Annotated in this window: 20 protein-coding genes; 12 read left to right on the top strand and 8 right to left on the bottom strand. The window is 70.5% G+C overall.

The genetic code is table 11. The features are described from left to right. Positions 1-37: 37 nt before the first annotated feature. Positions 38-1,639, top strand: a complete 1,602-nt coding sequence (locus tag MCHLDSM_RS30490; protein WP_048473528.1) for an ABC-F family ATP-binding cassette domain-containing protein — start codon at positions 38-40, stop codon at positions 1,637-1,639. 3 nt (positions 1,640-1,642) lie between these two features. On the opposite strand, the gene MCHLDSM_RS30485 is transcribed toward MCHLDSM_RS30490, so the two are convergent. Further along, complete coding sequence (locus tag MCHLDSM_RS30485) at positions 1,643-3,637, bottom strand: AAA family ATPase (protein ID WP_234714245.1); 1,995 nt, start codon at positions 3,635-3,637, stop codon at positions 1,643-1,645. Between the two features lie 29 nt (positions 3,638-3,666). On the opposite strand from MCHLDSM_RS30485, the gene MCHLDSM_RS30480 reads away from it, so the two are divergent. From MCHLDSM_RS30480 to MCHLDSM_RS36735, 8 genes are all read left to right on the top strand, one after another. Continuing rightward, positions 3,667-4,224: a cytokinin riboside 5'-monophosphate phosphoribohydrolase gene (locus MCHLDSM_RS30480; RefSeq protein ID WP_048473526.1), complete on the top strand. Its 558-nt coding sequence runs from the start codon at positions 3,667-3,669 to the stop codon at positions 4,222-4,224. Between the two features lie 33 nt (positions 4,225-4,257). Continuing rightward, positions 4,258-6,066 carry a long-chain-acyl-CoA synthetase FadD6 gene (gene fadD6 / locus MCHLDSM_RS30475; RefSeq protein ID WP_048473525.1) on the top strand — a complete coding sequence of 603 codons (1,809 nt, stop codon included), beginning with the start codon at positions 4,258-4,260 and terminating at the stop codon, positions 6,064-6,066. 76 nt (positions 6,067-6,142) lie between these two features. Continuing rightward, positions 6,143-7,018, top strand: a complete 876-nt coding sequence (gene folP, locus MCHLDSM_RS30470) for a dihydropteroate synthase (protein WP_048473524.1) — start codon at positions 6,143-6,145, stop codon at positions 7,016-7,018. Then, the gene (locus MCHLDSM_RS30465) at positions 7,015-7,974 is read left to right on the top strand and encodes a glucosyl-3-phosphoglycerate synthase (RefSeq protein ID WP_048418408.1); all 960 of its coding nucleotides are present in this window, start codon (positions 7,015-7,017) and stop codon (positions 7,972-7,974) included. The genes folP and MCHLDSM_RS30465 overlap by 4 nt, the downstream gene beginning before the upstream one ends. Before the next feature lie 37 nt (positions 7,975-8,011). Then, a complete protein-coding gene (locus MCHLDSM_RS30460) occupies positions 8,012-8,320 on the top strand; it encodes a DivIVA domain-containing protein (RefSeq protein WP_048473523.1) in 309 nt (102 codons plus the stop codon). After that, positions 8,317-8,919: a DNA-3-methyladenine glycosylase I gene (locus tag MCHLDSM_RS30455; RefSeq protein WP_048473522.1), complete on the top strand. Its 603-nt coding sequence runs from the start codon at positions 8,317-8,319 to the stop codon at positions 8,917-8,919. Before MCHLDSM_RS30460 ends, MCHLDSM_RS30455 begins: the two co-directional genes overlap by 4 nt. Next, positions 8,916-9,728, top strand: coding sequence for an SAM-dependent methyltransferase (locus MCHLDSM_RS30450; RefSeq protein WP_109788986.1), 813 nt, complete (start codon positions 8,916-8,918; stop codon positions 9,726-9,728). Before MCHLDSM_RS30455 ends, MCHLDSM_RS30450 begins: the two co-directional genes overlap by 4 nt. 143 nt (positions 9,729-9,871) lie before the next feature. Further along, complete coding sequence (locus tag MCHLDSM_RS36735; protein WP_003406247.1) at positions 9,872-10,039, top strand: DUF3117 domain-containing protein; 168 nt, start codon at positions 9,872-9,874, stop codon at positions 10,037-10,039. Positions 10,040-10,051: 12 nt separating this feature from the next. Here MCHLDSM_RS36735 and glgA read toward each other — a convergent pair whose 3' ends face one another. Further along, the gene (glgA, locus tag MCHLDSM_RS30445) at positions 10,052-11,215 is read right to left on the bottom strand and encodes a glycogen synthase (RefSeq protein WP_109788985.1); all 1,164 of its coding nucleotides are present in this window, start codon (positions 11,213-11,215) and stop codon (positions 10,052-10,054) included. A 128-nt stretch (positions 11,216-11,343) separates the two neighbouring features. Between glgA and glgC the strand changes: the two genes are divergently transcribed. Together glgC and MCHLDSM_RS30435 are read left to right on the top strand one after the other, a co-directional pair. After that, positions 11,344-12,558 carry a glucose-1-phosphate adenylyltransferase gene (gene glgC, locus MCHLDSM_RS30440; protein ID WP_048473521.1) on the top strand — a complete coding sequence of 405 codons (1,215 nt, stop codon included), beginning with the start codon at positions 11,344-11,346 and terminating at the stop codon, positions 12,556-12,558. Between the two features lie 71 nt (positions 12,559-12,629). Beyond that, the gene (locus MCHLDSM_RS30435) at positions 12,630-13,868 is read left to right on the top strand and encodes a sensor domain-containing diguanylate cyclase (RefSeq protein ID WP_053083132.1); all 1,239 of its coding nucleotides are present in this window, start codon (positions 12,630-12,632) and stop codon (positions 13,866-13,868) included. Between the two features lie 22 nt (positions 13,869-13,890). On the opposite strand, the gene MCHLDSM_RS30430 is transcribed toward MCHLDSM_RS30435, so the two are convergent. The 6 genes from MCHLDSM_RS30430 to MCHLDSM_RS30405 form a co-directional block, all read right to left on the bottom strand. Further along, entirely contained in the window at positions 13,891-14,487 is a 597-nt protein-coding gene (locus MCHLDSM_RS30430) for a DUF4126 domain-containing protein (RefSeq protein WP_048473520.1), read from the bottom strand. 21 nt (positions 14,488-14,508) lie between these two features. After that, a complete protein-coding gene (locus tag MCHLDSM_RS30425) occupies positions 14,509-15,183 on the bottom strand; it encodes a methyltransferase family protein (protein ID WP_048473519.1) in 675 nt (224 codons plus the stop codon). 10 nt (positions 15,184-15,193) lie between these two features. Beyond that, complete coding sequence (locus tag MCHLDSM_RS30420; protein WP_109788984.1) at positions 15,194-16,840, bottom strand: ABC transporter permease; 1,647 nt, start codon at positions 16,838-16,840, stop codon at positions 15,194-15,196. Next, positions 16,837-17,760 (bottom strand): ABC transporter ATP-binding protein, encoded by a 924-nt coding sequence (locus MCHLDSM_RS30415; protein WP_048473518.1) that lies wholly within the window; start codon positions 17,758-17,760, stop codon positions 16,837-16,839. The genes MCHLDSM_RS30420 and MCHLDSM_RS30415 overlap by 4 nt, the downstream gene beginning before the upstream one ends. After that, complete coding sequence (locus MCHLDSM_RS30410) at positions 17,753-18,415, bottom strand: TetR/AcrR family transcriptional regulator (protein WP_048474092.1); 663 nt, start codon at positions 18,413-18,415, stop codon at positions 17,753-17,755. Before MCHLDSM_RS30410 ends, MCHLDSM_RS30415 begins: the two co-directional genes overlap by 8 nt. Positions 18,416-18,529: 114 nt before the next feature. After that, the gene (locus MCHLDSM_RS30405) at positions 18,530-19,210 is read right to left on the bottom strand and encodes an O-methyltransferase (RefSeq protein ID WP_048473517.1); all 681 of its coding nucleotides are present in this window, start codon (positions 19,208-19,210) and stop codon (positions 18,530-18,532) included. 258 nt (positions 19,211-19,468) lie between these two features. Here MCHLDSM_RS30405 and sigE point away from each other — a divergent pair, with 258 nt between their 5' ends. Then, complete coding sequence (gene sigE / locus MCHLDSM_RS30400) at positions 19,469-20,185, top strand: RNA polymerase sigma factor SigE (protein ID WP_234714275.1); 717 nt, start codon at positions 19,469-19,471, stop codon at positions 20,183-20,185. Positions 20,186-20,195 lie beyond the last annotated feature (10 nt).

Raw genomic sequence — 20,195 nt, 5'->3', positions numbered from 1 at the left:
CCGTCTTTTCCCCACGAGTACGTCTCGAGAGCTCCCCATGTCATCGATCGTCCTGTCCCATGTCTCGTTCTCCTGGCCCGACGACACCCCGGTGTTCACCGACCTGTCGTTCTCGGTCGGCCCCGGCCGCACCGGGCTCGTCGCGCCCAACGGCGCGGGCAAGAGCACGCTGCTCGCACTCGTCGCCGGTGAGCTGACCCCCGCCGCGGGCACGATCACCGTCGACGGCACCGTCGGCTACCTGCCCCAGACGCTGCCGCTGCTCGATGACCGCACGGTCGCCGAACTTCTCGGCGTGGCCGGCGTGATGGCCGCCCTCGACGCGCTCGCCCGCGGCGATGCCGGCGAGCAGGTGTTCGCCGCGATCGGTGACGACTGGGACGCCGAGGAGCGGGCCCGCGCCCAGCTCGACCGCCTCGGGCTCGGCCACATCGGCCTGGACAGGTCCCTGCGCACGCTGTCCGGCGGTGAGGTGGTCACCCTCGGGCTGGCGCGGGAGCTGTTGCGGCGCAGCGATGTCCTGCTCCTCGACGAGCCGACGAACAACCTGGACCGCGACGCCCGCGGCCGGCTCTACGAGGCGCTCGACGACTTCAGTGGCTGCCTGCTGCTGGTCAGCCACGACCGGGTGCTCCTCGACCGCGTGGACGGCATCGCGGAGCTGCGCGGTAACGAGATCACCCTCTACGGAGGGTCTTTCAGTGCATACCGGGATGCCGTCGAGAATGCCGATCAGGCCGCCCGCAGTGCGGTCCGGCAGGCCGAGCAGCAGGTGCAGCGCGAGAAGCGGCAGCGTCAGCAGGCGCGTGAGCGCGCCGACCGGCGCGCCGGAACGGCGCGGCGCTCACTGCCCGACGCGGGCCTGCCCAAGATCGTCGCGGGCGCGATGAAGCGACGCGCGCAGGAGACGGCCGGGCGCACCGACGACGTGCACGCCCGGCGGCTCGACGACGCCCGCGTCCGGCTCGACGAGGCCGAACGTGCCGTCCGCGACGACGACGCACTGGTCCTGGATCTGCCGGACACCACGGTCCCGGCAGGCCGGACGCTGGTGCAGCTGAACGATGTTCGACTCGGACGCGGCGGACGGCAGGTGCTCGCCGGGGTGAACCTGACCGTGCGCGGTCCCGAGCGGATCGCCCTGACCGGACCCAACGGCAGCGGGAAGACCACGCTGCTGCGGACACTGCTCGGGGAGGTCACCCCCGACGGAGGCACGGTCGAACGCTTCGGCGGCCGAATCGCCTATCTGTCGCAGCGGCTGGACCTGCTCGACGACGGGCGCACGGTCGCCGACAACCTCGCCGCGGCCGCCCCGACACTGTCGGTGACCCGGCGGCGACATCTGCTGGCGCAGTTCCTGTTCCGCGGCGACGCCGTCGAGCTCCCGGTCGGCGCGCTGTCGGGCGGAGAGCGGCTGCGCGCGACGCTGGTGTGCGTGCTGTTCGCCGAACCGGCGCCGCAGCTGCTGCTGCTCGACGAACCGACCAACAATCTGGACCTGGTCAGCGTCGCCCAGCTCGAAGCCGCCCTGACCGCCTACCGGGGCGCGTTCGTCGTGGTCAGCCATGACGACGCGTTCCTGGCCGGGATCGGCCTCGACCGCACCCTGCGCATCGCCGACGGCGTAGTGCGTTGAGCCTCAGCTGTTTTCGGCGGCGGCCAGGGCGGACCGACCGAACGCGCAGTCGACGGTGACGCACAGCCGGCGCAGCGTCTCCACGCCGCGCGGGTCACCCAACTGCACGGCGTCGGCGGCCGCCCGCAGCGCCACCGCGTGCTGCCCGCCGCGTTCGGCGGCCTTGACGGCGTCGCGCACCGCGGCCACCGCGCCGTGGCTGTCGCGGCGCGCCGATGTCGTCCACGCCCGGGCCAGGGCCAGCTCCGGGGCGAACAGCATCGACTTCAGCCCGTGCCGGGACTCGGCGCGCGCCAATGTCTTTCCCGCCTCGACGGTCTCCCCGAGCCGGCCCAGCGCCTGCGCCAGCAGCATCCACGCCAGCGGCCCCCAGGAGTATCCCGTCGGCGCCAGCGTCACGGCCGCCTCCCGCAGCAGCGGCACCGCCCGCGCCGTCTCGCCGGTGGCGATCAGCACGTCGGCGGTCAGGACCTCGCCGATCGCGCGGCCGGGCTGCCTGCGCTGCGCGAAATCGGTGAGCCGCTGCGCCAGTGCCAGCGCCCGGTCGGGCTCACCGGTGAGCAGCAGCGCCGTGGTCTGACCGAAGCCGCTGGTGAACCGCAGCAGCCCCGGCTGCCCGGCCGACATGGCCCGCTCGGCCAGCGCGTCGACCTCGGCCAGCCGGCCCATCCGGGCCGCGCACAACGCCGCCGCCGAACCCGCCCACCCGATCGCGGTCTCGTCGGCCGTCACCGAGTCCAGCACCTCGTGAGCGAGTTCGGTTGCCCGAACGAGGTTTCCGGCGTTCATCGCGAACGTGGCCGACAGCGCGTCGAGCGTCGTGCGGGCCGCCGCGGAGCCGACCTTGCTGCGGGTCGCCTGCAGGAACGCCGTCGCGCGCTCCGGTTCGGACAGCATCCAGAACTGGTTGGCCGCGGTGGGCAGCGCCCAGGCCATCAGCTCCTCTTCGCCGAGCGCGGCGGGATCGATCTCGGCGAGCACCGCGTCGGCGTCGCGGCCGCGGCCCTGCCACGCCAACGCGTACCCGACGGTCAGGCGGGCGTCCAGCCCGGGTTCCCGCGCGAGCGCGGCCCTGCCCAGCCGTTCGCTGAGCTCCAGATCACCCAGCCGCAACGCATCCCGCGCGGCCGCGCACACCTCGGCCACCGGCTGCGGCCGGTCGCTGTCGATCGCCAGTGTCGCCAACCGGAGCCGGGCGACGACGCCGCGCGGGCCCGCCGCCGCCAGACGCCCCACCACCGCCGAGCGCAGCCGGCGTAGATCAGGGCCGCCGAGCTCGCCGCGCACCGCGTCGCAGAACAGCGGATGCGCCGGACGCACCCCGTCCTCGTCGACGGCGATCGCCCCCGCCTGCGCGGCCTCGTCGACGGCGTGCGCGCTCGTCAGCACCGCCACGTCCTCGAGGCTGAGCGGCTCGTACACCGACAGCACCTCCAGCACCCGGCGGGAGGCGGCAGGCAGCGTGTCGACGAAGTCGGTGACGTGCGCCATCAGCCGCTCGTCGTCGTGGCCCGGCGGGTCCAGGTCGATGCGGGTCACCAGGCCGTCACGCCACAGCGCGGCGATCTCGGCGGGGGCCTCGTTGTCGGTGGCGGACAGCAGTATTCGCACCGTCGCGCTCACCGCCAGCTGATAGACCAGTGCCGCCGACAGCGAGTCGAGCAGGTGCGCGTCGTCGATCACCAGCAGCCGGCCGTCACCGAGACTCTCGCGGGCGACGCGCAACACCGCGGCGGTCTTCCCGGTCTCCGGCACCTCGAGGAGGTGCTCGAATGCGGCGAACGGAAGGGGCCGGCGCGCCGAGGTGGCACGCACCCAGTCGACCCGCGGGAAGCCCGACCCCAGGCGCTCGACGGCGCGGCGCGTCAGCCAGGTCTTGCCGACGCCGGCGGGTCCGATCAGCGCCGCGCCCGACCGGTGCTGCACCCCCGACTCGAGTTGTGCCAGCGCAGGTTCGTCCGGTGCAGTCACCCAGGGGACAGGCGCGGGCACAGGCACCGCCGGAGTCTATGGCTAAGTTTTAGCTCGTGTCCCAAGAACCTGACCGTCGATGGGCCGTCTGCGTCTATTGCGCATCGGGCCCCACCCATCCCGCCCTTCTCGACCTCGCGCGCCGGGTCGGCACCGGCATCGCCGACCGCGGCTGGGCGCTGGTGTCCGGCGGCGGCAACGTCTCGGCGATGGGAGAGGTGGCCGCCGCGGCCCGCTCCCACGGCGGCCACACCATCGGGGTCATCCCCAAGGCGCTCGTGCACCGCGAGGTCGCCGACACCGAGGCCGACGAACTCGTCGTCACCGACACCATGCGTGAGCGCAAACAGGTGATGGAGGACCGCGCCGACGCGTTCATCGCGCTGCCCGGCGGCATCGGCACACTCGAGGAATTCTTCGAAGCCTGGACAGCGGGCTATTTGGGTATGCACTCCAAGCCGATCGTGATGCTCGACACTCTCGGGCACTACGACGGACTGCTGGCCTGGCTACGCGGGCTGGTCGGAAGCGGGTACGTCGCCGAGGGCGCGCTGGCGCGTCTCATCGTCGTCGACGACGTCGACTCCGCTCTGGCCGCGTGCGCGCCCGGCTAGGGTGACCGACACAACGACCATGAGGAGCGGGGAATGAGTGGGAAGTCCGGCAAACGGAGCAGTGTCGGGGTACTCGACATCGCGGGCCAGGTACCGGGACTGCTGATGGACACGCCCACGATCCTGCAGGGGGTCGTCACCGGATTCCTCGCCCGCCCGACGGCGAAGACGTCCATCGGCAAGGTGTTCCAGGATCGGGCGGGCCGCTACGCGGACAAGGTCTTCATCAAGTTCGAGGACACCGAGCTGACCTACGGCGAGGCCAACGAGACCGTCAACCGCTACGCCGCGGTGCTGGCCGCGGGCGGCGTCGGGCACGGCGACGTCGTCGGCGTCATGCTGCGCAACTCGCCGGACTCGGTGCTGCTGATGCTCGCCGCGGTCAAGTGCGGCGCCATCGCCGGGATGCTCAACTACCACCAGCGCGGCGACGTGCTCTCCCACAGCCTCGGACTGCTCGAGGCGAAGGTGGTGATCGCCGAGGTCGACCTGGTCGAGCCGATCAACGAGAGCGGCGCCGACACCTCCGGCCTGGTCACCGTCGACGAGATGAAGCAGCTCGGCGCCACCGCACCGACCACCAATCCGGCCACCACCTCGGCGGTGCTCGCCAAGGACAAGGCGTTCTACATCTTCACCTCCGGCACCACCGGGATGCCGAAGGCCAGCGTGATGACGCACTACCGCTGGCTGCGCGCACTGGCCGGCTTCGGCGGCCTGGGCATGCGGCTGAACAGCAGCGACACGCTGTACTGCTGCCTGCCGCTCTACCACAACAACGCGCTGACGGTCGCACTGTCGTCGGTGCTGAACTCCGGGGCGACCCTCGCGCTGGGCAAGTCGTTCTCGGCCTCGAAGTTCTGGGACGACGTCATCCGCTACGAGGCCACCGCGTTCGTCTACATCGGTGAGATCTGCACCTACCTGCTGGGCAAGGAAGAGAAGCCGACCGACCGCCAGCACAAGGTGCGGGTCATCGCGGGCAACGGTCTGCGCCCGGCCATCTGGGACGACTTCACGGAGCGGTTCGGCATCAAGCGGGTTTGCGAGTTCTACGCGGCCTCCGAAGGCAACACCGCGTTCGTCAACGTCCTCAACATCGACAAGACCACCGGGATCTGCCCGACTCCGGTCGCGTTCGTCGAATACGACCAGGACACCGGCGAACCCAAGCGCGACGACAACGGCCGGCTGCGCAAGGTCAAGAACGGCCAGCCCGGTCTGCTGCTGTCCAAGGTGAGCAACTTCCAGCCCTTCGACGGCTACACCGACAAGGAGGCCACCGAGAAGAAGCTGGTGCGCGACGCGTTCAAGGAGGGCGACGTCTGGTTCAACACCGGCGACCTGATGCGCGCCCAGGGCTTCGGGCACGCCGCGTTCACCGACCGGCTCGGCGACACATTCCGGTGGAAGGGCGAGAACGTCGCCACCACCGAGGTCGAGGCGGCGATCTCGACCGATCCGCAGGTCGAGGAGGCCACGGTCTTCGGCGTCGAGGTGCCCGGCGCGGGCGGCCGCGCCGGGATGGCGGCGGTGCAGCTCAAGGAGGGCCAGGAGTTCGACGGCAAGTCACTGGCCAAGGCGGCGTTCGACAAGCTGCCCGGGTACGCGGTGCCGCTGTTCGTCCGGGTGGTCGAGGAGCTGGCGCACACCTCGACGTTCAAGTCGCAGAAGGGCGACCTGCGCAAGGAGGGCTACGGCAAGGCCTCCGGCGACGACGACGATTCCGAGGACGTCGAGATCGACGATCCGATCTACGTGCTGTCCGGCAAGGACGAGGGGTACGTGCCGTTCTACGACGAGTACCCCGAAGAGGTCGCGGCGGGCAAGAAGCCCAAGTAGAGAGTGATTTCGGCGTGCTTGTCGTCGCTCAGCGTCGATAAGCACGCCGAATTCGCGGGTCCGTAGCCTGGTAGGCGTGCAGTCGACGTTTCTCGGGCGGCCGGTGGCCGGTGATCGGGCGCTGATCATGGCGATCGTGAACCGCACGCCGGACTCGTTCTACGACCGTGGCGCCACGTTCACCGACGAGGCCGCCAAGCAGGCGGCCCACCGCGTGGTCGCCGACGGCGCCGACATCGTGGACGTCGGTGGGGTGAAGGCCGGCCCGGGGCAGACGGTCGGTGTGGGCGAGGAGATCGCCCGCGTCGTGCCGTTCATCGAATGGCTCCGCGGCACCTTCCCCGACCAGCTGATCAGCGTCGACACCTGGCGCGCCGAGGTCGCCAAGCAGGCGTGCGCGGCCGGTGCGGACCTGATCAACGACACCTGGGCGGGCGCCGATCCGGACCTGCCTGCCGTCGCCGCCGAGTTCGGCGCGGGCCTGGTGTGCTCGCACACCGGCGGCGCGGTGCCCCGGACCCGGCCGTTCCGGGTGAACTACGGGATCACCGAGCGCGGCGTGGTCGACGACGTGCTCGCGGAGGTCACCACGGCCGCCGAGCGCGCGGTGGCGCTCGGGGTGCGCCGGGACGGCATCGTCATCGATCCGACCCACGATTTCGGCAAGAACACTTACCACGGTCTTAGTTTGTTGCGCCACGTAAAAGAGCTTGTAAACACTGGATGGCCCGTCCTGATGGCGCTGAGCAACAAGGATTTCGTCGGGGAGACTCTGGGGGTGGGACTCACCGACCGCCTCGAGGGCACCCTGGCTGCGACCGCGCTCGCCGCCGCCGACGGTGCCGCGATGTTCCGGGTGCACGAGGTGGGCCCCACACGTCGGGTACTGGAGATGGTGGCGTCGATCCACGGCGTCCGTCCACCGCAACGCACGGTGAGAGGACTGGCATGACGGTGTTGTCTGATCGCGTCACGGACACGGTCGCCGATGGGATGGCCGAGCACCGCTGGCTGACCGACCACAGCTGGAGCAGGCCGTCCTGGACGGTCGCCGAGCTGGAAGCCGCCAAGAAGGGCCGCACGGTCTCGGTCGTGCTGCCCGCGCTCAACGAGGAGGAGACGGTCGCCGGGGTGGTGGAGACGATCACGCCGCTGCTCGGCGGGCTGGTCGACGAACTCATCGTGCTGGACTCCGGCTCCACCGACGACACCGAGATCCGCGCGGTCGCCGCCGGCGCACGAGTGGTGAGCCGCGAGGTCGCGTTGCCCGAGGTGGCCCCCCAACCCGGCAAGGGCGAGGTGCTGTGGCGCTCGCTCGCCGCGACCACCGGCGACCTGATCGCGTTCGTCGACTCCGATCTGCTGGACCCCGATCCGATGTTCGTGCCCAAGCTGCTCGGCCCGCTGCTGACCGCCGAGGGCGTGCACCTGGTCAAGGGGTTCTACCGGCGCCCGCTCAAGGTCAGCGGCCGCGAGGACGCCAACGGCGGCGGCCGCGTCACCGAGCTGGTGGCCCGCCCGCTGCTGGCCGCGCTGCGGCCCGAGCTGTCCTGCCTGTACCAGCCGCTGGGCGGCGAGTACGCCGGCACCCGGGAGCTGCTGACGGCGGTGCCGTTCGCGCCGGGCTACGGCGTGGAGATCGGTCTGCTGGTCGACACGTACGACCGGCTCGGACTCGACGCGATCGCGCAGGTCAACCTCGGGGTGCGCACCCACCGCAACCGCCCGCTGACCGAGCTGGCCGCGATGAGCCGTCAGGTCATCGGCACGCTGCTGCAGCGCTGCGGTGTCCCCGACTCCGGGGTGGGGCTCACCCAGTTCTTCGCCGACGGCGAGGACTACACGCCGCGGACGTCGGCGGTGTCGCTGGACGACCGTCCGCCGATGATCACACTGCGCCCGCGCTGAGGTTCGGTTTGTCGGGAGCATCCGGCAGTATCGACGTGTGACGCTCGTACTGCTCTACCTCGTGGTGCTCGTGCTGGTCGGGATCGTGCTGTTCGCGATCGGCAGTGTGCTGTTCGGCCGCGGCGAGGTGCTGCCCCCGCTGCCGAAGGCGACGACGGCCACCGTGCTGCCCGCGGCGGGTGTCACCGGCGCTGACGTCGACGCGCTGAAGTTCACCCAGACGCTGCGCGGCTACAAGGTCGCCGAGGTCGACTGGGTGCTGGAGCGGCTGGCCCGCGAGATCGACGATCTCCGCGGTGAGCTGGCGGCGATCCGGGCGTCCGAGACGGCGGGCGGCGAGGGGTGACCGAGGCGCCACCGGACGACCGGATCCGGTGCGGCTGGATCGACCGGTCACGTCTGTCGGCCGACGATTTCGTGCTCTACCGCGATTACCACGACACCGAGTGGGGACGCCCGCTGCGCGACTCGGCCGCGCTGTTCGAGCGGATCAGCCTCGAGGCGTTCCAGAGCGGGTTGTCCTGGCTGATCATCCTGCGCAAGCGGGACAACTTCCGGGCGGCGTTCGACGGCTTCGACGTCGGCCGCGTCGCCCGCTACACCGACCGCGACGTCGACCGGTTGATGGCCGACCCGGGCATCGTGCGCAACCGGTCGAAGATCGAGGCCACCATCTCCAACGCCCGCGCGGTGGCCGACCTCGCTGACGCCGGCGACGACCTGGCCGAGCTGTTGTGGTCGTTCGCCCCCGCCGACCGCGCCACCCGGCCGCGGCCGGGAGATCTGTCCGCGGTCGCCGCCGTCACCGCGGAGTCCACGGCGATGGCCAAGGAGCTGAAACGGCGGGGCTTCCGCTTCGTCGGCCCGACGACGGCGTACGCGCTGATGCAGGCCACGGGCATGGTCGACGACCATGTCGCCGACTGCTGGGTGCCCCGCTCGTGACCGCGGAGGCGGTCGCGCGCACCGCGGTCCTCGTCGCCGCCATCCGAGCCAAGGAGTCGCGGCGGGACCGTCCGCTGTTCGAGGACCCGTTCGCCGCGCGCCTGGCTGGTGACGCGGGCCGGGAGATGCTCGCGCGCATGGTCGCCGAGGCGGGGGAGCAGTCGACCGCCCAGATCGTGGTGCGGACCCGGTTCTGGGACGAGGCGCTGCTGCGTGCCGCGCAGACCGCACGGCAGGTGGTCATCCTGGCCGCCGGGCTCGACGCCCGTGCGTTCCGGCTCGCGTGGCCGCCGGGCACCACCGTCTTCGAGGTGGACCAGCCCGCCGTCATCGCCGCCAAAGACGGCGTGCTCGCCGACGAGCAGCCGCGCTGCGCCCGGGTGACCCTCGGCGCCGATCTGGCCGGCGACTGGAGTGCCGCGGTGACCGCCGCCGGCCTGGATCCCTCGCAGCCCACCGCGTGGCTGATCGAGGGTCTGCTGCAGTATCTCGACGGCGACGCCGTGCACCGGTTGTTCGACCGGGTGGACGCGCTGTCGGCGCCCGGCTCGGTGCTGCTCTACGACATCGTGAGCGCGACGCTGCTGACCGCACCGGCGATGGCGGGTCTGCTCGCCGCGATGGCCGCGCAGGGATCGCCGTGGCTGTTCGGCAGTGACGCGCCGGGGGAGCTGGCCGAATCGCTGGGCTGGCGGGCCACCGTGACCGACGTGGCCGAGCCCGGCGCGGCGTTCGGCCGATGGCCCGCTGCGGCCACCGGCGGCGGCTTCTTCGTCGAGGCCCACAAAGGTCCGGACGCGCAGCGATAGCGGGTCTTGACACACGAGCTGGCCCGGATAGGGAACAATGGACGTCTAGAGCAGTTCAGAGCCGATGCGGTCAGCATTCGACGTCATGGCTCGTACGACGAATCGGGCCCTGACGGGCACGCCCATTGTGGAGGAGGCACTCGATGGCGGCGATGAAGCCCCGGACCGGCGACGGTCCACTGGAAGCAACCAAGGAGGGGCGCGGCATCGTGATGCGGGTACCACTGGAAGGCGGGGGCCGACTTGTCGTCGAGCTGACCCCGGATGAGGCAGCCGCCCTCGGCGACGAACTCAAGGGCGTCACCAGCTAGCGCTGCACCGCTCTACGACGAGACCTTGCGGTAGATCTCCAGGGTCTGTTCGGCGATCTGTGCCCACGAGAACTCGTCGATGCAACGCTGCCGGCCCGCGGCGCCGAAGTCGCGGGCCCTGTCCGGGTCGGCCACCAGCGCGTTGACGCCCTCGGCGAGTTCGCGTTCGAAGGACGCGGTGTCGTCGGGGTCGTAGTGCACCAGCAGGCCGGTGCGGCCGTCGGCGACCACCTCCGGGATGCCGCCGACATCCGAGGCCACCACGGCCGTCCCGCACGCCATCGCCTCGAGGTTGACGATGCCCAGCGGTTCGTACACCGACGGGCACACGAATGTTGTTGCTGCGGTGAGGATTTCGCGGATCTTGGCGGTCGGCAGCATCTCGCGCACCCAGAACACGCCGGTGCGCGCGCGGGACAACTCCTGCACCGCCGAGGCCACCTCCTCGGCGATCTCGGGGGTGTCCGGGGCGCCCGCGCACAGCACGAGCTGGACCTCCGGGGCGAAGTGGTGGGCCGCCTTCACCAGGTGGGCGACCCCCTTCTGCCGGGTGATGCGGCCGACGAACGCGACGATCGGGCGAGCGGGGTCGACGCCGAGCTCGGCGAGCACCGACTGCCCCGGCTCGGGCTCGGCCGGATACCAGACGTCGGTGTCGATGCCGTTGCGTACGACGTGCACCCGGTCGGGGTCCAGACCCGGGTAGGTCCGGAGCACGTCGTCGCGCATCCCGGAGCTGACCGCGATCACCGCGTCCGCGGCCTCGACGGCCGTCTTCTCCACCCACGACGAGATGCGGTAGCCGCCGCCGAGCTGTTCGGCCTTCCACGGCCGCATCGGCTCCAGCGAGTGCGCGGTCAGCACGTGCGGCACGCCGTAGAGCAGAGCCGCCAGATGCCCGGCCATGCCGGTGTACCAGGTGTGCGAATGCACCACCGTGGCCTGCGAGCTGGTGTTGACCATGTTCAGATCGGCCGACAAGGTCGCCAGCGCGGCGTTGGCGCCCGCGAGCGCCGGATCGGGCGCGGCGACGGTCACTCCGGGCCGTGGCGCGCCCATACAGTGCACGTCGACCTCGCACAGATGCCTCAACTGCGCCACCAGTTCGGTGACATGAACGCCCGCACCGCCGTACACCTCGGGGGGATACTCCCGAGTCATCATCGCCACCCGCATGGTGTGACCGTACCCAGAATCCCGGGCGGCTCGCGTGGCATCACCAATTGTCTTGATGGACAGCCCGAGAACCCGCCAAAGACCGGCAATAGCTGGCCCCTGTCCCAACCGGCCGTTAGGTTGGGTTCATGAGGGAAGCGCCACACGTGCTGGGCATCGTCCTCGCCGGCGGGGAGGGTAAGCGGCTGTACCCGTTGACGGCGGACCGGGCCAAGCCCGCGGTTCCGTTCGGAGGCGCTTACCGGCTGATCGATTTCGTGCTCTCGAACCTCGTCAATGCCCGGTTTCTGCGGATCTGCGTTCTGACTCAATACAAGTCGCATTCGCTGGATCGCCACATCTCGCAGAACTGGCGGTTGTCGGGGCTTGCCGGGGAGTACATCACGCCGGTGCCGGCCCAGCAGCGGCTCGGGCCGCGGTGGTACACCGGATCGGCCGACGCGATCTACCAGTCGATGAACCTGATCTACGACGAGGACCCCGACTACATCGTGATCTTCGGTGCCGATCACGTGTACCGGATGGATCCGGAGCAGATGGTCCAGCAGCACATCGAGAGCGGCGCGGGTGCCACGGTCGCCGGAATCAGGGTTCCGCGCGCCGAGGCGAGTGCGTTCGGGTGCATCGATTCCGACGACTCGGGCCGCATCCGCGGGTTCATCGAGAAGCCGGCCGACCCGCCGGGGACACCCGATGACCCCGAGCAGACGTTCGTGTCGATGGGCAATTACATCTTCACCACCAAGGTGCTGATCGACGCGATCCGCGCCGACGCCGAGGACGACGACTCCGACCACGACATGGGCGGGGACATCATCCCGCGGCTGGTGTCCGACGGTATGGCCTCGGTGTACGACTTCAACAACAACGAGGTGCCCGGCGCCACCGAGCGTGACCACGGCTACTGGCGCGACGTCGGCACGCTCGACGCCTTCTACGACGCGCACATGGACCTGGTGTCCGTGCACCCGATCTTCAACCTCTACAACAAGCGGTGGCCCATCCGCGGCAGCTCGGAGAACCTGGCGCCCGCGAAGTTCGTCAACGGCGGATCGGCGCAGGAGTCCGTCGTCGGCGCCGGCAGCATCATTTCGGCTGCGTCGGTACGCAACTCGGTGCTCTCGTCGAACGTCGTCGTCGACGACGGCGCGATCGTCGAGGGCAGCGTGATCATGCCCGGCGCCCGGATCGGCCGCGGCGCGGTGGTGCGGCACGCCATCCTGGACAAGAACGTGGTCGTCGGGCCCGGCGAGATGGTCGGGGTGGATCTCGAGAAGGACCGCGAACGGTTCTCGGTCAGCGCCGGCGGCGTGGTGGCGGTCGGCAAGGGAGTCTGGGTCTGACGTCGCGCCCGACAGAGGAGCCGGGCCACCGTCACACCGCACCGTCGTTCTACGGCGCCCTGTCCCACATCGTGCGTGATTCGCTGAGATGCCGGCGGGCTCTCATCTGTCTCGAGGACGGATCCGTCCACGGCGGCGCCCCCGACGAGGGTGTCGCCCCCGAACTCTGGCCCGGGACGGTGACGGTGATCGCGGACGCCAAAGCCTCGGATCAACCACTGGCCGCGGCGTTCCCCGACGCCGAATTCGTCGCCGCCGTCCCGATTACCCGCGACCGCGCGGTCGCCGGCATGCTCTGCGTGACCGATGCGGCCCCACGACTGCACGACCCCGAATTGGTGGGTCTGCTGACCCGCTTCGGGCACTTGGCCTCGCTGCACCTGCAGCGCGGCGCCGACGCGGACCTTTTCCGCGTGGTGGCGGAGAACTCGGCGGACACCCTGATCCGGGGCAGTCTCGACGGCGTTCGTCGCTACGTGTCGCCCTCGATCCGGACCCTGCTCGGTTACGAGGCCCACGAACTGGTGGGCCTGCGCGCGCGAGACAACGTCCATCCCGACGACCTCGACGAGTTCGCCGCGCAGATGGCTGCACTGGGAGACGGCCGCATCGACACCTTCACCACCGAGCACCGCCAGCGCCACAAGGACGGCTACTGGGTTTGGCTGGAGGCGTTCGTGAGGGTCACCTGCGATGAGGCGACCGGTGAACGAGACGGTTACGTGGTGTCGGTGCGCGACACGTCGCGGCGTAAGGAGCTCGAAACGCAGTTGGTGCACAACGCGTTTCATGACATGCTGACCGGTCTGCCCAACCGTGCGCTGCTGTACGAGCGGCTTGCGCAGGAGATCGACCGGGGTGGCGAGTTCGCGGTCCTGTGTCTGGACCTCGACGGGTTCAAATCGGTCAACGACGAACTCGGCCACGCGGTCGGCGACTCCGTGCTGGTCTCGGTGGGGGAGCGGCTGCTGTCGTGCGTCGATCGGCCCGACATGGTGTCCCGCCGCGGCGGCGACGAGTTCGTGATCATCCACGTTCCCGACCGTGCGGTGTCCGCCTCGGCCGAGGCGCTGGCGCAACGCCTGATCGACGCGGTGGCATCGCCCCTGGCGATCGCGGGATGGTCGGGAACCATCGGCCTGAGCATCGGGATCGCGGTCGTGTCGGGGTCGTCGCGTGACGGGGAGGCCGTGCTGCGCGCCGCCGACGAAGCCATGTATTCGGTGAAGGCCGCCGGCCGCAACGGGTACCGCACCGCCGGGACCGGTGAGGTACCCCATGTGCGTCGCCGGCCTGTCGGCGATACGTAGGCCGGCCCGGTGACCGCGTCCGTCAGCGGGAACCGTGCCCCGCCGCGGGTCTGCGCCTCCGGCGCCGGATCAGCCGGAACGCGGCCCAGCCGAGCGCGACGATCGCGACCAGCACCAGCACCGGCAGCAGGATCGCGAGCACCACGAGCACCACGCTGACGATGTCCTCGACCGTACTGAGCACCGGCGCCGCCATGCCGGCCGTCGCGACGTTCGCGGCAGGCCGCACCGTCGATTTGGTCAGCGACACGACCAGCGCCACGACGACGCCGAGGGCGACGGGAATCCACTGTCCGGACTGGGCGAAGGCGCCGGGGTCGGTGACGGCGGCGGTCTGCGCTGCGGTCCCCGAGCCGAACACGATGCCGCCCGCAGTCGGCCGGACGAAGGTCTGGACCGCGTCGTTGATCGTGTCGAGCGCGGGCACCTTGTCGGCCACGACCTCGACCGCGAGCAGCACGGCCACGATCGCCATCACCCAGCCGTTCTCCAGCCAGGCCCACCCGGCGGGCAGCGAGACCAGGTCGGTGAACCGGGCGAGCAGCCCCAGCGCCAACAGCGGGATGTAGGCGTTGAGCCCCGCGGCGGTCGCCAGCCCGAACCCGGTCAGCAGCTCCATGGCATCAGTATGGGCGCCGCGTCACCACACGCCGGGAATCAGCCGATACCGCACCTGACGGGTGTACTCGGCGTACCCCGCCAGGTCGGCGCTCAGCGCCTTCTCCTCGTCGAGCAGGCGCGCAGCCAGCACCGGCACCGACGCCACCACGGCGGTCAGACCCCACAGCGAGCCCAGCGCCGGGGGAGTGCCGAACATCATGATCAGGGAGCCGGCGTACATGGGGTGTCGCACAACGCCGTACAGACCGGTGGAGACCAGCGGCTGGCCCTTCTCGACGGTGATGCTCGCGCCGGCGTAGTGGTTCTGGACCACCACCAGCTGAGCGCTGAGCAGTCCGACGGCCACCAGCACGTCGCCGGCGATCACCAGCCACAGCGGCACCGACGACCAGCCGAAGCGCCAGTCCAGCGCACTGATCACCATCACCGCGATGCCTGCCAGGAAGGTCGCGGTGATGATGACGCGCTGTACGGGCCGGGTTTCGGCCGTCGGTCCGGCCTTCATCCGGCGGGCCAGCGCGTCGGGGTGGCGGACCGCCAGATAGACGCTGGGCACGAACGTCGACACCGCGAACACCGCGACGAACACCCAGGCCTGCCAGTAGTAGAACGTGCCCGCGGGTAGGAACAGGACCAGCCCGAAGAACGCCAGCCCCAGCACGGTCGAGGTCGCGGTCTGCACGGCCAGTTTCACGGCGTCCTCCTCAGCGTAGGTCGCGGCGACGAAAGGCGATGGCGCCCAGCAGGATCAGAGCCGCGTCGAGGGCCAGCAGCCACAGCAGCGGGGCAGGGGTGAAAGCGCCGATGCCGACATGCGGGATGTGGGTGAAGGGTTCGAGGTCGAGCAGCCACTGCGGTGAGCCGGACAGCGAGCCGAGCATGAACACCGCGATGAACGCGACGAGCACGCCCCAGCCCACCGGTGTGAAGCGCGGCAGTGCACCGAACAGGGCCACCGTGACGGCGGCGAGCAACCACACCGCGGGCAGTTGGACGGCCGCCGTGCCGAGCACCCTCGGCAGCGTGCCGCCGATGTCGCCCGCGCTGGCCCCGTAGGTGAGCCCGGTGACGAGACCGGCGACCAGTAGCGCCACGGCGGGGCCGCCCAGCGCGAACACCAGATGGCTTGTCAACCAACGGGTTCGGCTGACCGCGCCGGCCAGCACCGTTTCGGCGTGCCCGCTGGACTCCTCCTGGTGCAGCCGCAGGGTCAGCGAGATCGCGAACGCCGCGGTGATCATGCCGAGCATGCTGAACGCGACCGCGATGAACGCCTGCTCCATCGCATCGGTGCCGCCCAGGCGTGCGACCACGTCGCGGGCGATCTGGCTGCTGCCGATCTCGTCGCCGATGCCGTGCACGATGCTGCCGATGATCGCGCCGTAGAGGCCCAGACCGACGGTCCAGACGATCAGCGACCCGCGGTCCAGCCGCCAGGCCAGACCCAGCACCCCGTGCAGGCGGCGCCCACCGCGCGGCGGCCCCAGGCGCTCGGCGAGCAGTCCCGCGCCGACATCGCGTCGGGACAACAGGACGTAGGCGAGCACGAGAAGGACCGCGGTGAGCGCCATATGCAGGCCGAGCACCCAGAACCGGTCGCCCGCATAGGGGCGCACCTGCAGCGACCAGCCCAAGGGTGACCACCACGTGAGCACCTGCGTCCCGGCGCCCGCGTCACCGACCGCCCGCAGCGTGAACGCCATCCCGAGCGCGGCGAACGCGACACCGCGCGAGAACCGCGCGCTCGAGGACACCTGTGCGCTGACCGCAGCCACCGCGGCGAACACCAGCCCCGAACAGGCCAGTGCGGCGCCGAACGCCAGCGACCCGGTCGCCGGGACGTCCTGGGTCAGCAGGCCCGCGGCGCCGATGACGCCCGTCAGCACCGAGGCGCCGCCGGCGAGCAGCAGCGCCGCCGTCAGGCCGGCGTACCGGCCGACCGCGGTCGAGTCGAGGAGTTCGCCGCGGCCGTTCTCCTCGTCGGCGCGCGTGTGGCGGATCACGGTGAGGATGACCGCGACGGCGATCAGCACGTGGAACATGCCGGCCTTCCAGATCCCCACCGCGCCGAGGCTGTCGTTGAAGACCTGACCATAGAGTGCGCGCTGCGCGGGGCTGGCCATGATCGACGCGGCGAACGTCGCGCGATCAGCCGCCGTCGGATAGACGGCCTGGATGCTGCCGACGTACACCGTCGACAGCGGCACCGACAGCAGCAGCACCCACAGCGGCAGCACCACACGATCGCGCCGGGCGTAGAGCCGAAGCAGGCCAAGGGTTCCCGTCAGAGCGGTGCCGTGCCGGGGCGCTTCGTGCGCCGGCCGGTGCGGGCGCTCGAGCAGCGTGGTCATGCGGTCACCTGCTCGGGTGTGTCCGAGGTGTCGTAGTGCCGCAGGAAGAGCTCCTCCAGCGTGGGCGGCTGGCTGATCAGGCTGCGCACCCCCGCGTCGCCGAGGACGCGGATCACCTCGGCCAGGCTGCCGCTGTCGACCTGCGCGCGCACGGTACGGCCTTCGACGCTGACGTCCTCGACACCGGGGATGCGGCCGAGATCGACGGCGTCACCGATCATCTCGGCCTTGATGGAGGTGCGGGACAGATGCCGCATCGAATCCAGCGTGCCGCTCTCCACGGTGCGGCCGGCCCGGATGATGGTGACCCGGTCGCAGAGGGCCTCGGTCTCGGCGAGGATGTGGCTGGACAGCAGGACGGTGACGCCGCGGTCGCGGGCCTCGCCGACGCACTGCTGGAAAACGTTCTCCATCAACGGGTCCAGGCCACTGCTCGGTTCGTCGAGCAGCAGGAGTCCGGCGTTCGACGAGAACGCCGAGACCAGGGACACCTTCTGCCGGTTGCCCTTGGAGTAGGTGCGCGCCTTCTTGGTGGGGTCGAGATCGAACCGCTCGATGAGTTCCGCGCGCCGGGTCTCGTCGATGCCGCCCCGCATGCGGGCGAGCAGGTCGATGGTCTCGCCTCCGGTGAGCGTGGGCCACAGCGTCACATCGCCCGGCACGTAGGCGAGTTGGCGGTGCAGCGTGACGGCGTCGGTCCACGGGTCGCCGCCGAGCAGACGGACGGTGCCCGCGTCGGCGCGCGCCAGCCCGAGCAGGATGCGGATCGTCGTCGACTTGCCGGCGCCGTTGGGTCCGAGGAAGCCGTGCACCTCGCCCTCGGCGACGGTCAGATCGAGGCCGTCGAGGGCGCGCACGGCGCCGAAGTTCTTGATCAGTCCGCGGATCTCGACGGCGGGGGAGGGGTGGTGATCAGTCACGGTGATCTCCTTGGGTGGGGGTGAACGGAATGCCCTTCTCGCGCTGGGCCAGAAAGGCGTCGTACATCGTCGAATCGGCCATCAGGCCGTGGGTGTAGAGCTCCAGGGCGGGCAGCACCATGTCCTCGGCGTAGTCGCGCAGCACCGCGCGCAGGTCCGTCGGGTTCTCGTGCAACTGCAGGTAGAGCAGGAATCCGCCGCCGTTGGCCATCGCGACGAAGCGGGCGCGCGCCTTGGGGTCGACGCTGGGCTTGATGGTGCCGGCCCGCACGCCCTCCTCGATGTACTGCTCGGCGTTGTCGATCATGCTGCGCCACAACATCTTCGCGAGCTCACCGCCGCTGCTCATGCTGCGCACCAGGTACGCCATCATCGGGGCGTAGTCCTCGATCTCGGCCATCTGCGCCAGCCAGGTCGTCGGATCGGAGCTGCGGATCGTCTCCGTCTTGCTCGTCCGTACGGTTTCGGCGACGTAGTCGTCGCAGGCGCGGTGCAGCTTCTCCTTGGACCCGAAGTGGTGGATGACCAGGCCGGGGCTCACCCCGGCGGCCGTCGCGATGGCCCGCACGCTCACCCCGAAGCCTTCGCGGCCGAACAGGTCGATCGCGGCGTCACGGATCCGTGCCGCCGCGGTGAGATCGTCCGCTGAACGCATGTTCAACATGCTAAACACGCGTTTAGTCTGCGGTCAAGGCTTCACCGCGGAAGCGCATTCCGGGTTGCAAAAAGAGCTGGTCAGCGACCAGGAATGCGCTTCCGGGGGAAAGGGTCAGTCGCGGGCGGCGGCGAGCAGACCGTCGCCCAGGGGGATCAGCACCGGGGTCAGCCGCTCGTCCTCGGCGATCAGCCGCGCGGCCTCCCGCACGGCAGCGACTTCGGCGTCGTTGGCCGTCGCGTCACCGGCCCGGCCGCCCAGCGCGGCCCGGTGCACGACGATGACACCGCCCGGCCGCAGCAGCCGTACACCCTCGACGACGAACTGCGGCTGGTCGGCCGGGTCGGCGTCGATGAACACCAGGTCGTAGGACTCGTCGGCGAGCCGGGTGAGCACCTCCTGCGCACGCCCGCCGATCAGCCGTGTCCGCCCCGGCCCGACGCCGGCTTCGGTGAACGCCTGCTTGGCGATGCGCTGGTGTTCGGGCTCGACGTCGATCGTGGTGAGCACGCCGTCTTCGCGCATCCCCGAGAGCAGCCACAGACCGCTGACGCCCGCACCGGTGCCCACCTCGACCACCGCCTTGGCGCTGGTCAGCTTCGCGAGGACGCACAGCAGGGCGCCGACGGCCGGGGTCACCGCGCCCGCGCCGATGTCGACGGCGCGTTCCCGCGCGGCGGCGACGATCGCGTCCTCGGAGATCGAGTGCTCGGCGTGCCTGACGATCGCCTCGGCCGGGCTGGGCCGGGATCCGGAATCGCCGGCGCCGCCTGCGGGCTCGTCGGTGGTCGCCATGCCCGCGAGCGTAGAGCGTCGGCGGCGACGCCGGGACGTCGACACGCCCGTCCCCGGAATTCGCCCGCCGCGGCCCTGTCCCGCACCGTTTCCGCAGGTCGAAAATGGGTAGCACTCTTTCTCAGGAAATGTTCAGTTTGCTCATATGCCTGGCACACCAGCACAGGAGAACGTGATCGCATGACAGACGGCGCGCACCGCGACCAGATCGGACTGCCCGACGGCGGGAAGAAAGCGTCGCTGCGCCGTGTTGTCGACATGGAGCGGTCTCTCGACGACCGCGGTCCGCACGACATGGAGGATCCGACGACCACCACTGTGACCGGCCCTACCGCCGCTCCCGTTTCGATGGCACACCTCGAGCAGTTCACCGATGCCGAATGGGTGGAGACGACCGACGAGCTCACCGGCACGGCGGTCTTCGACGCCACCGGTGACCACGCCGCGATGCCCAGCTGGGACGAACTGGTCCGCCAGCACGCCGACCGGGTGTACCGGCTGGCCTACCGTCTGTCGGGCAACCAGCACGACGCCGAGGACCTGACGCAGGAGACCTTCATCCGGGTGTTCCGCTCCGTGCAGAACTACCAGCCCGGCACGTTCGAAGGCTGGCTGCACCGCATCACCACCAACTTGTTCCTCGACATGGTCCGCCGCCGCGGCCGCATCCGGATGGAAGCGCTGCCCGAGGACTACGAGCGGGTGCCCGCCGACGAGCCCAATCCGGAGCAGATCTACCACGACTCCCGGCTGGGCCCCGACCTGCAGGCCGCGCTCGACTCCCTGCCCCCGGAGTTCCGCGCCGCCGTGGTGCTGTGCGACATCGAGGGGCTGTCCTACGAGGAGATCGGCGCGACGCTGGGCGTCAAGCTGGGAACCGTGCGCAGCCGCATCCACCGCGGCCGCCAGGCGCTGCGCGACTACCTGGCCCGGCACCCCGACACCGACGTGCGCGACGCGGCCAGATCGGCCTGACGTTCGTCGG

Source organism: Mycolicibacterium chlorophenolicum (genome assembly GCF_001044235.1).
Taxonomy (GTDB): domain Bacteria; phylum Actinomycetota; class Actinomycetes; order Mycobacteriales; family Mycobacteriaceae; genus Mycobacterium; species Mycobacterium chlorophenolicum.
Note: the sequence above shows the minus strand (reverse complement) of the source record. Positions and strands in the feature narration are given on the sequence as shown.

Coding starts and splice junctions, on each gene's coding strand:
- MCHLDSM_RS30490 (WP_048473528.1), top strand. CDS start 38: ATGTCATCGATCGTCCTGTCCCATGTCTCGTTCTCCTGGCCCGACGAC.
- fadD6 (WP_048473525.1), top strand. CDS start 4,258: ATGAGTGGGAAGTCCGGCAAACGGAGCAGTGTCGGGGTACTCGACATC.
- MCHLDSM_RS30465 (WP_048418408.1), top strand. CDS start 7,015: ATGACGGTGTTGTCTGATCGCGTCACGGACACGGTCGCCGATGGGATG.
- MCHLDSM_RS36735 (WP_003406247.1), top strand. CDS start 9,872: ATGGCGGCGATGAAGCCCCGGACCGGCGACGGTCCACTGGAAGCAACC.
- glgA (WP_109788985.1), bottom strand. CDS start 11,215: ATGCGGGTGGCGATGATGACTCGGGAGTATCCCCCCGAGGTGTACGGC.
- glgC (WP_048473521.1), top strand. CDS start 11,344: ATGAGGGAAGCGCCACACGTGCTGGGCATCGTCCTCGCCGGCGGGGAG.
- MCHLDSM_RS30430 (WP_048473520.1), bottom strand. CDS start 14,487: ATGGAGCTGCTGACCGGGTTCGGGCTGGCGACCGCCGCGGGGCTCAAC.
- MCHLDSM_RS30420 (WP_109788984.1), bottom strand. CDS start 16,840: ATGACCACGCTGCTCGAGCGCCCGCACCGGCCGGCGCACGAAGCGCCC.
- MCHLDSM_RS30410 (WP_048474092.1), bottom strand. CDS start 18,415: ATGCGTTCAGCGGACGATCTCACCGCGGCGGCACGGATCCGTGACGCC.
- MCHLDSM_RS30405 (WP_048473517.1), bottom strand. CDS start 19,210: ATGGCGACCACCGACGAGCCCGCAGGCGGCGCCGGCGATTCCGGATCC.
- sigE (WP_234714275.1), top strand. CDS start 19,469: ATGGAGCGGTCTCTCGACGACCGCGGTCCGCACGACATGGAGGATCCG.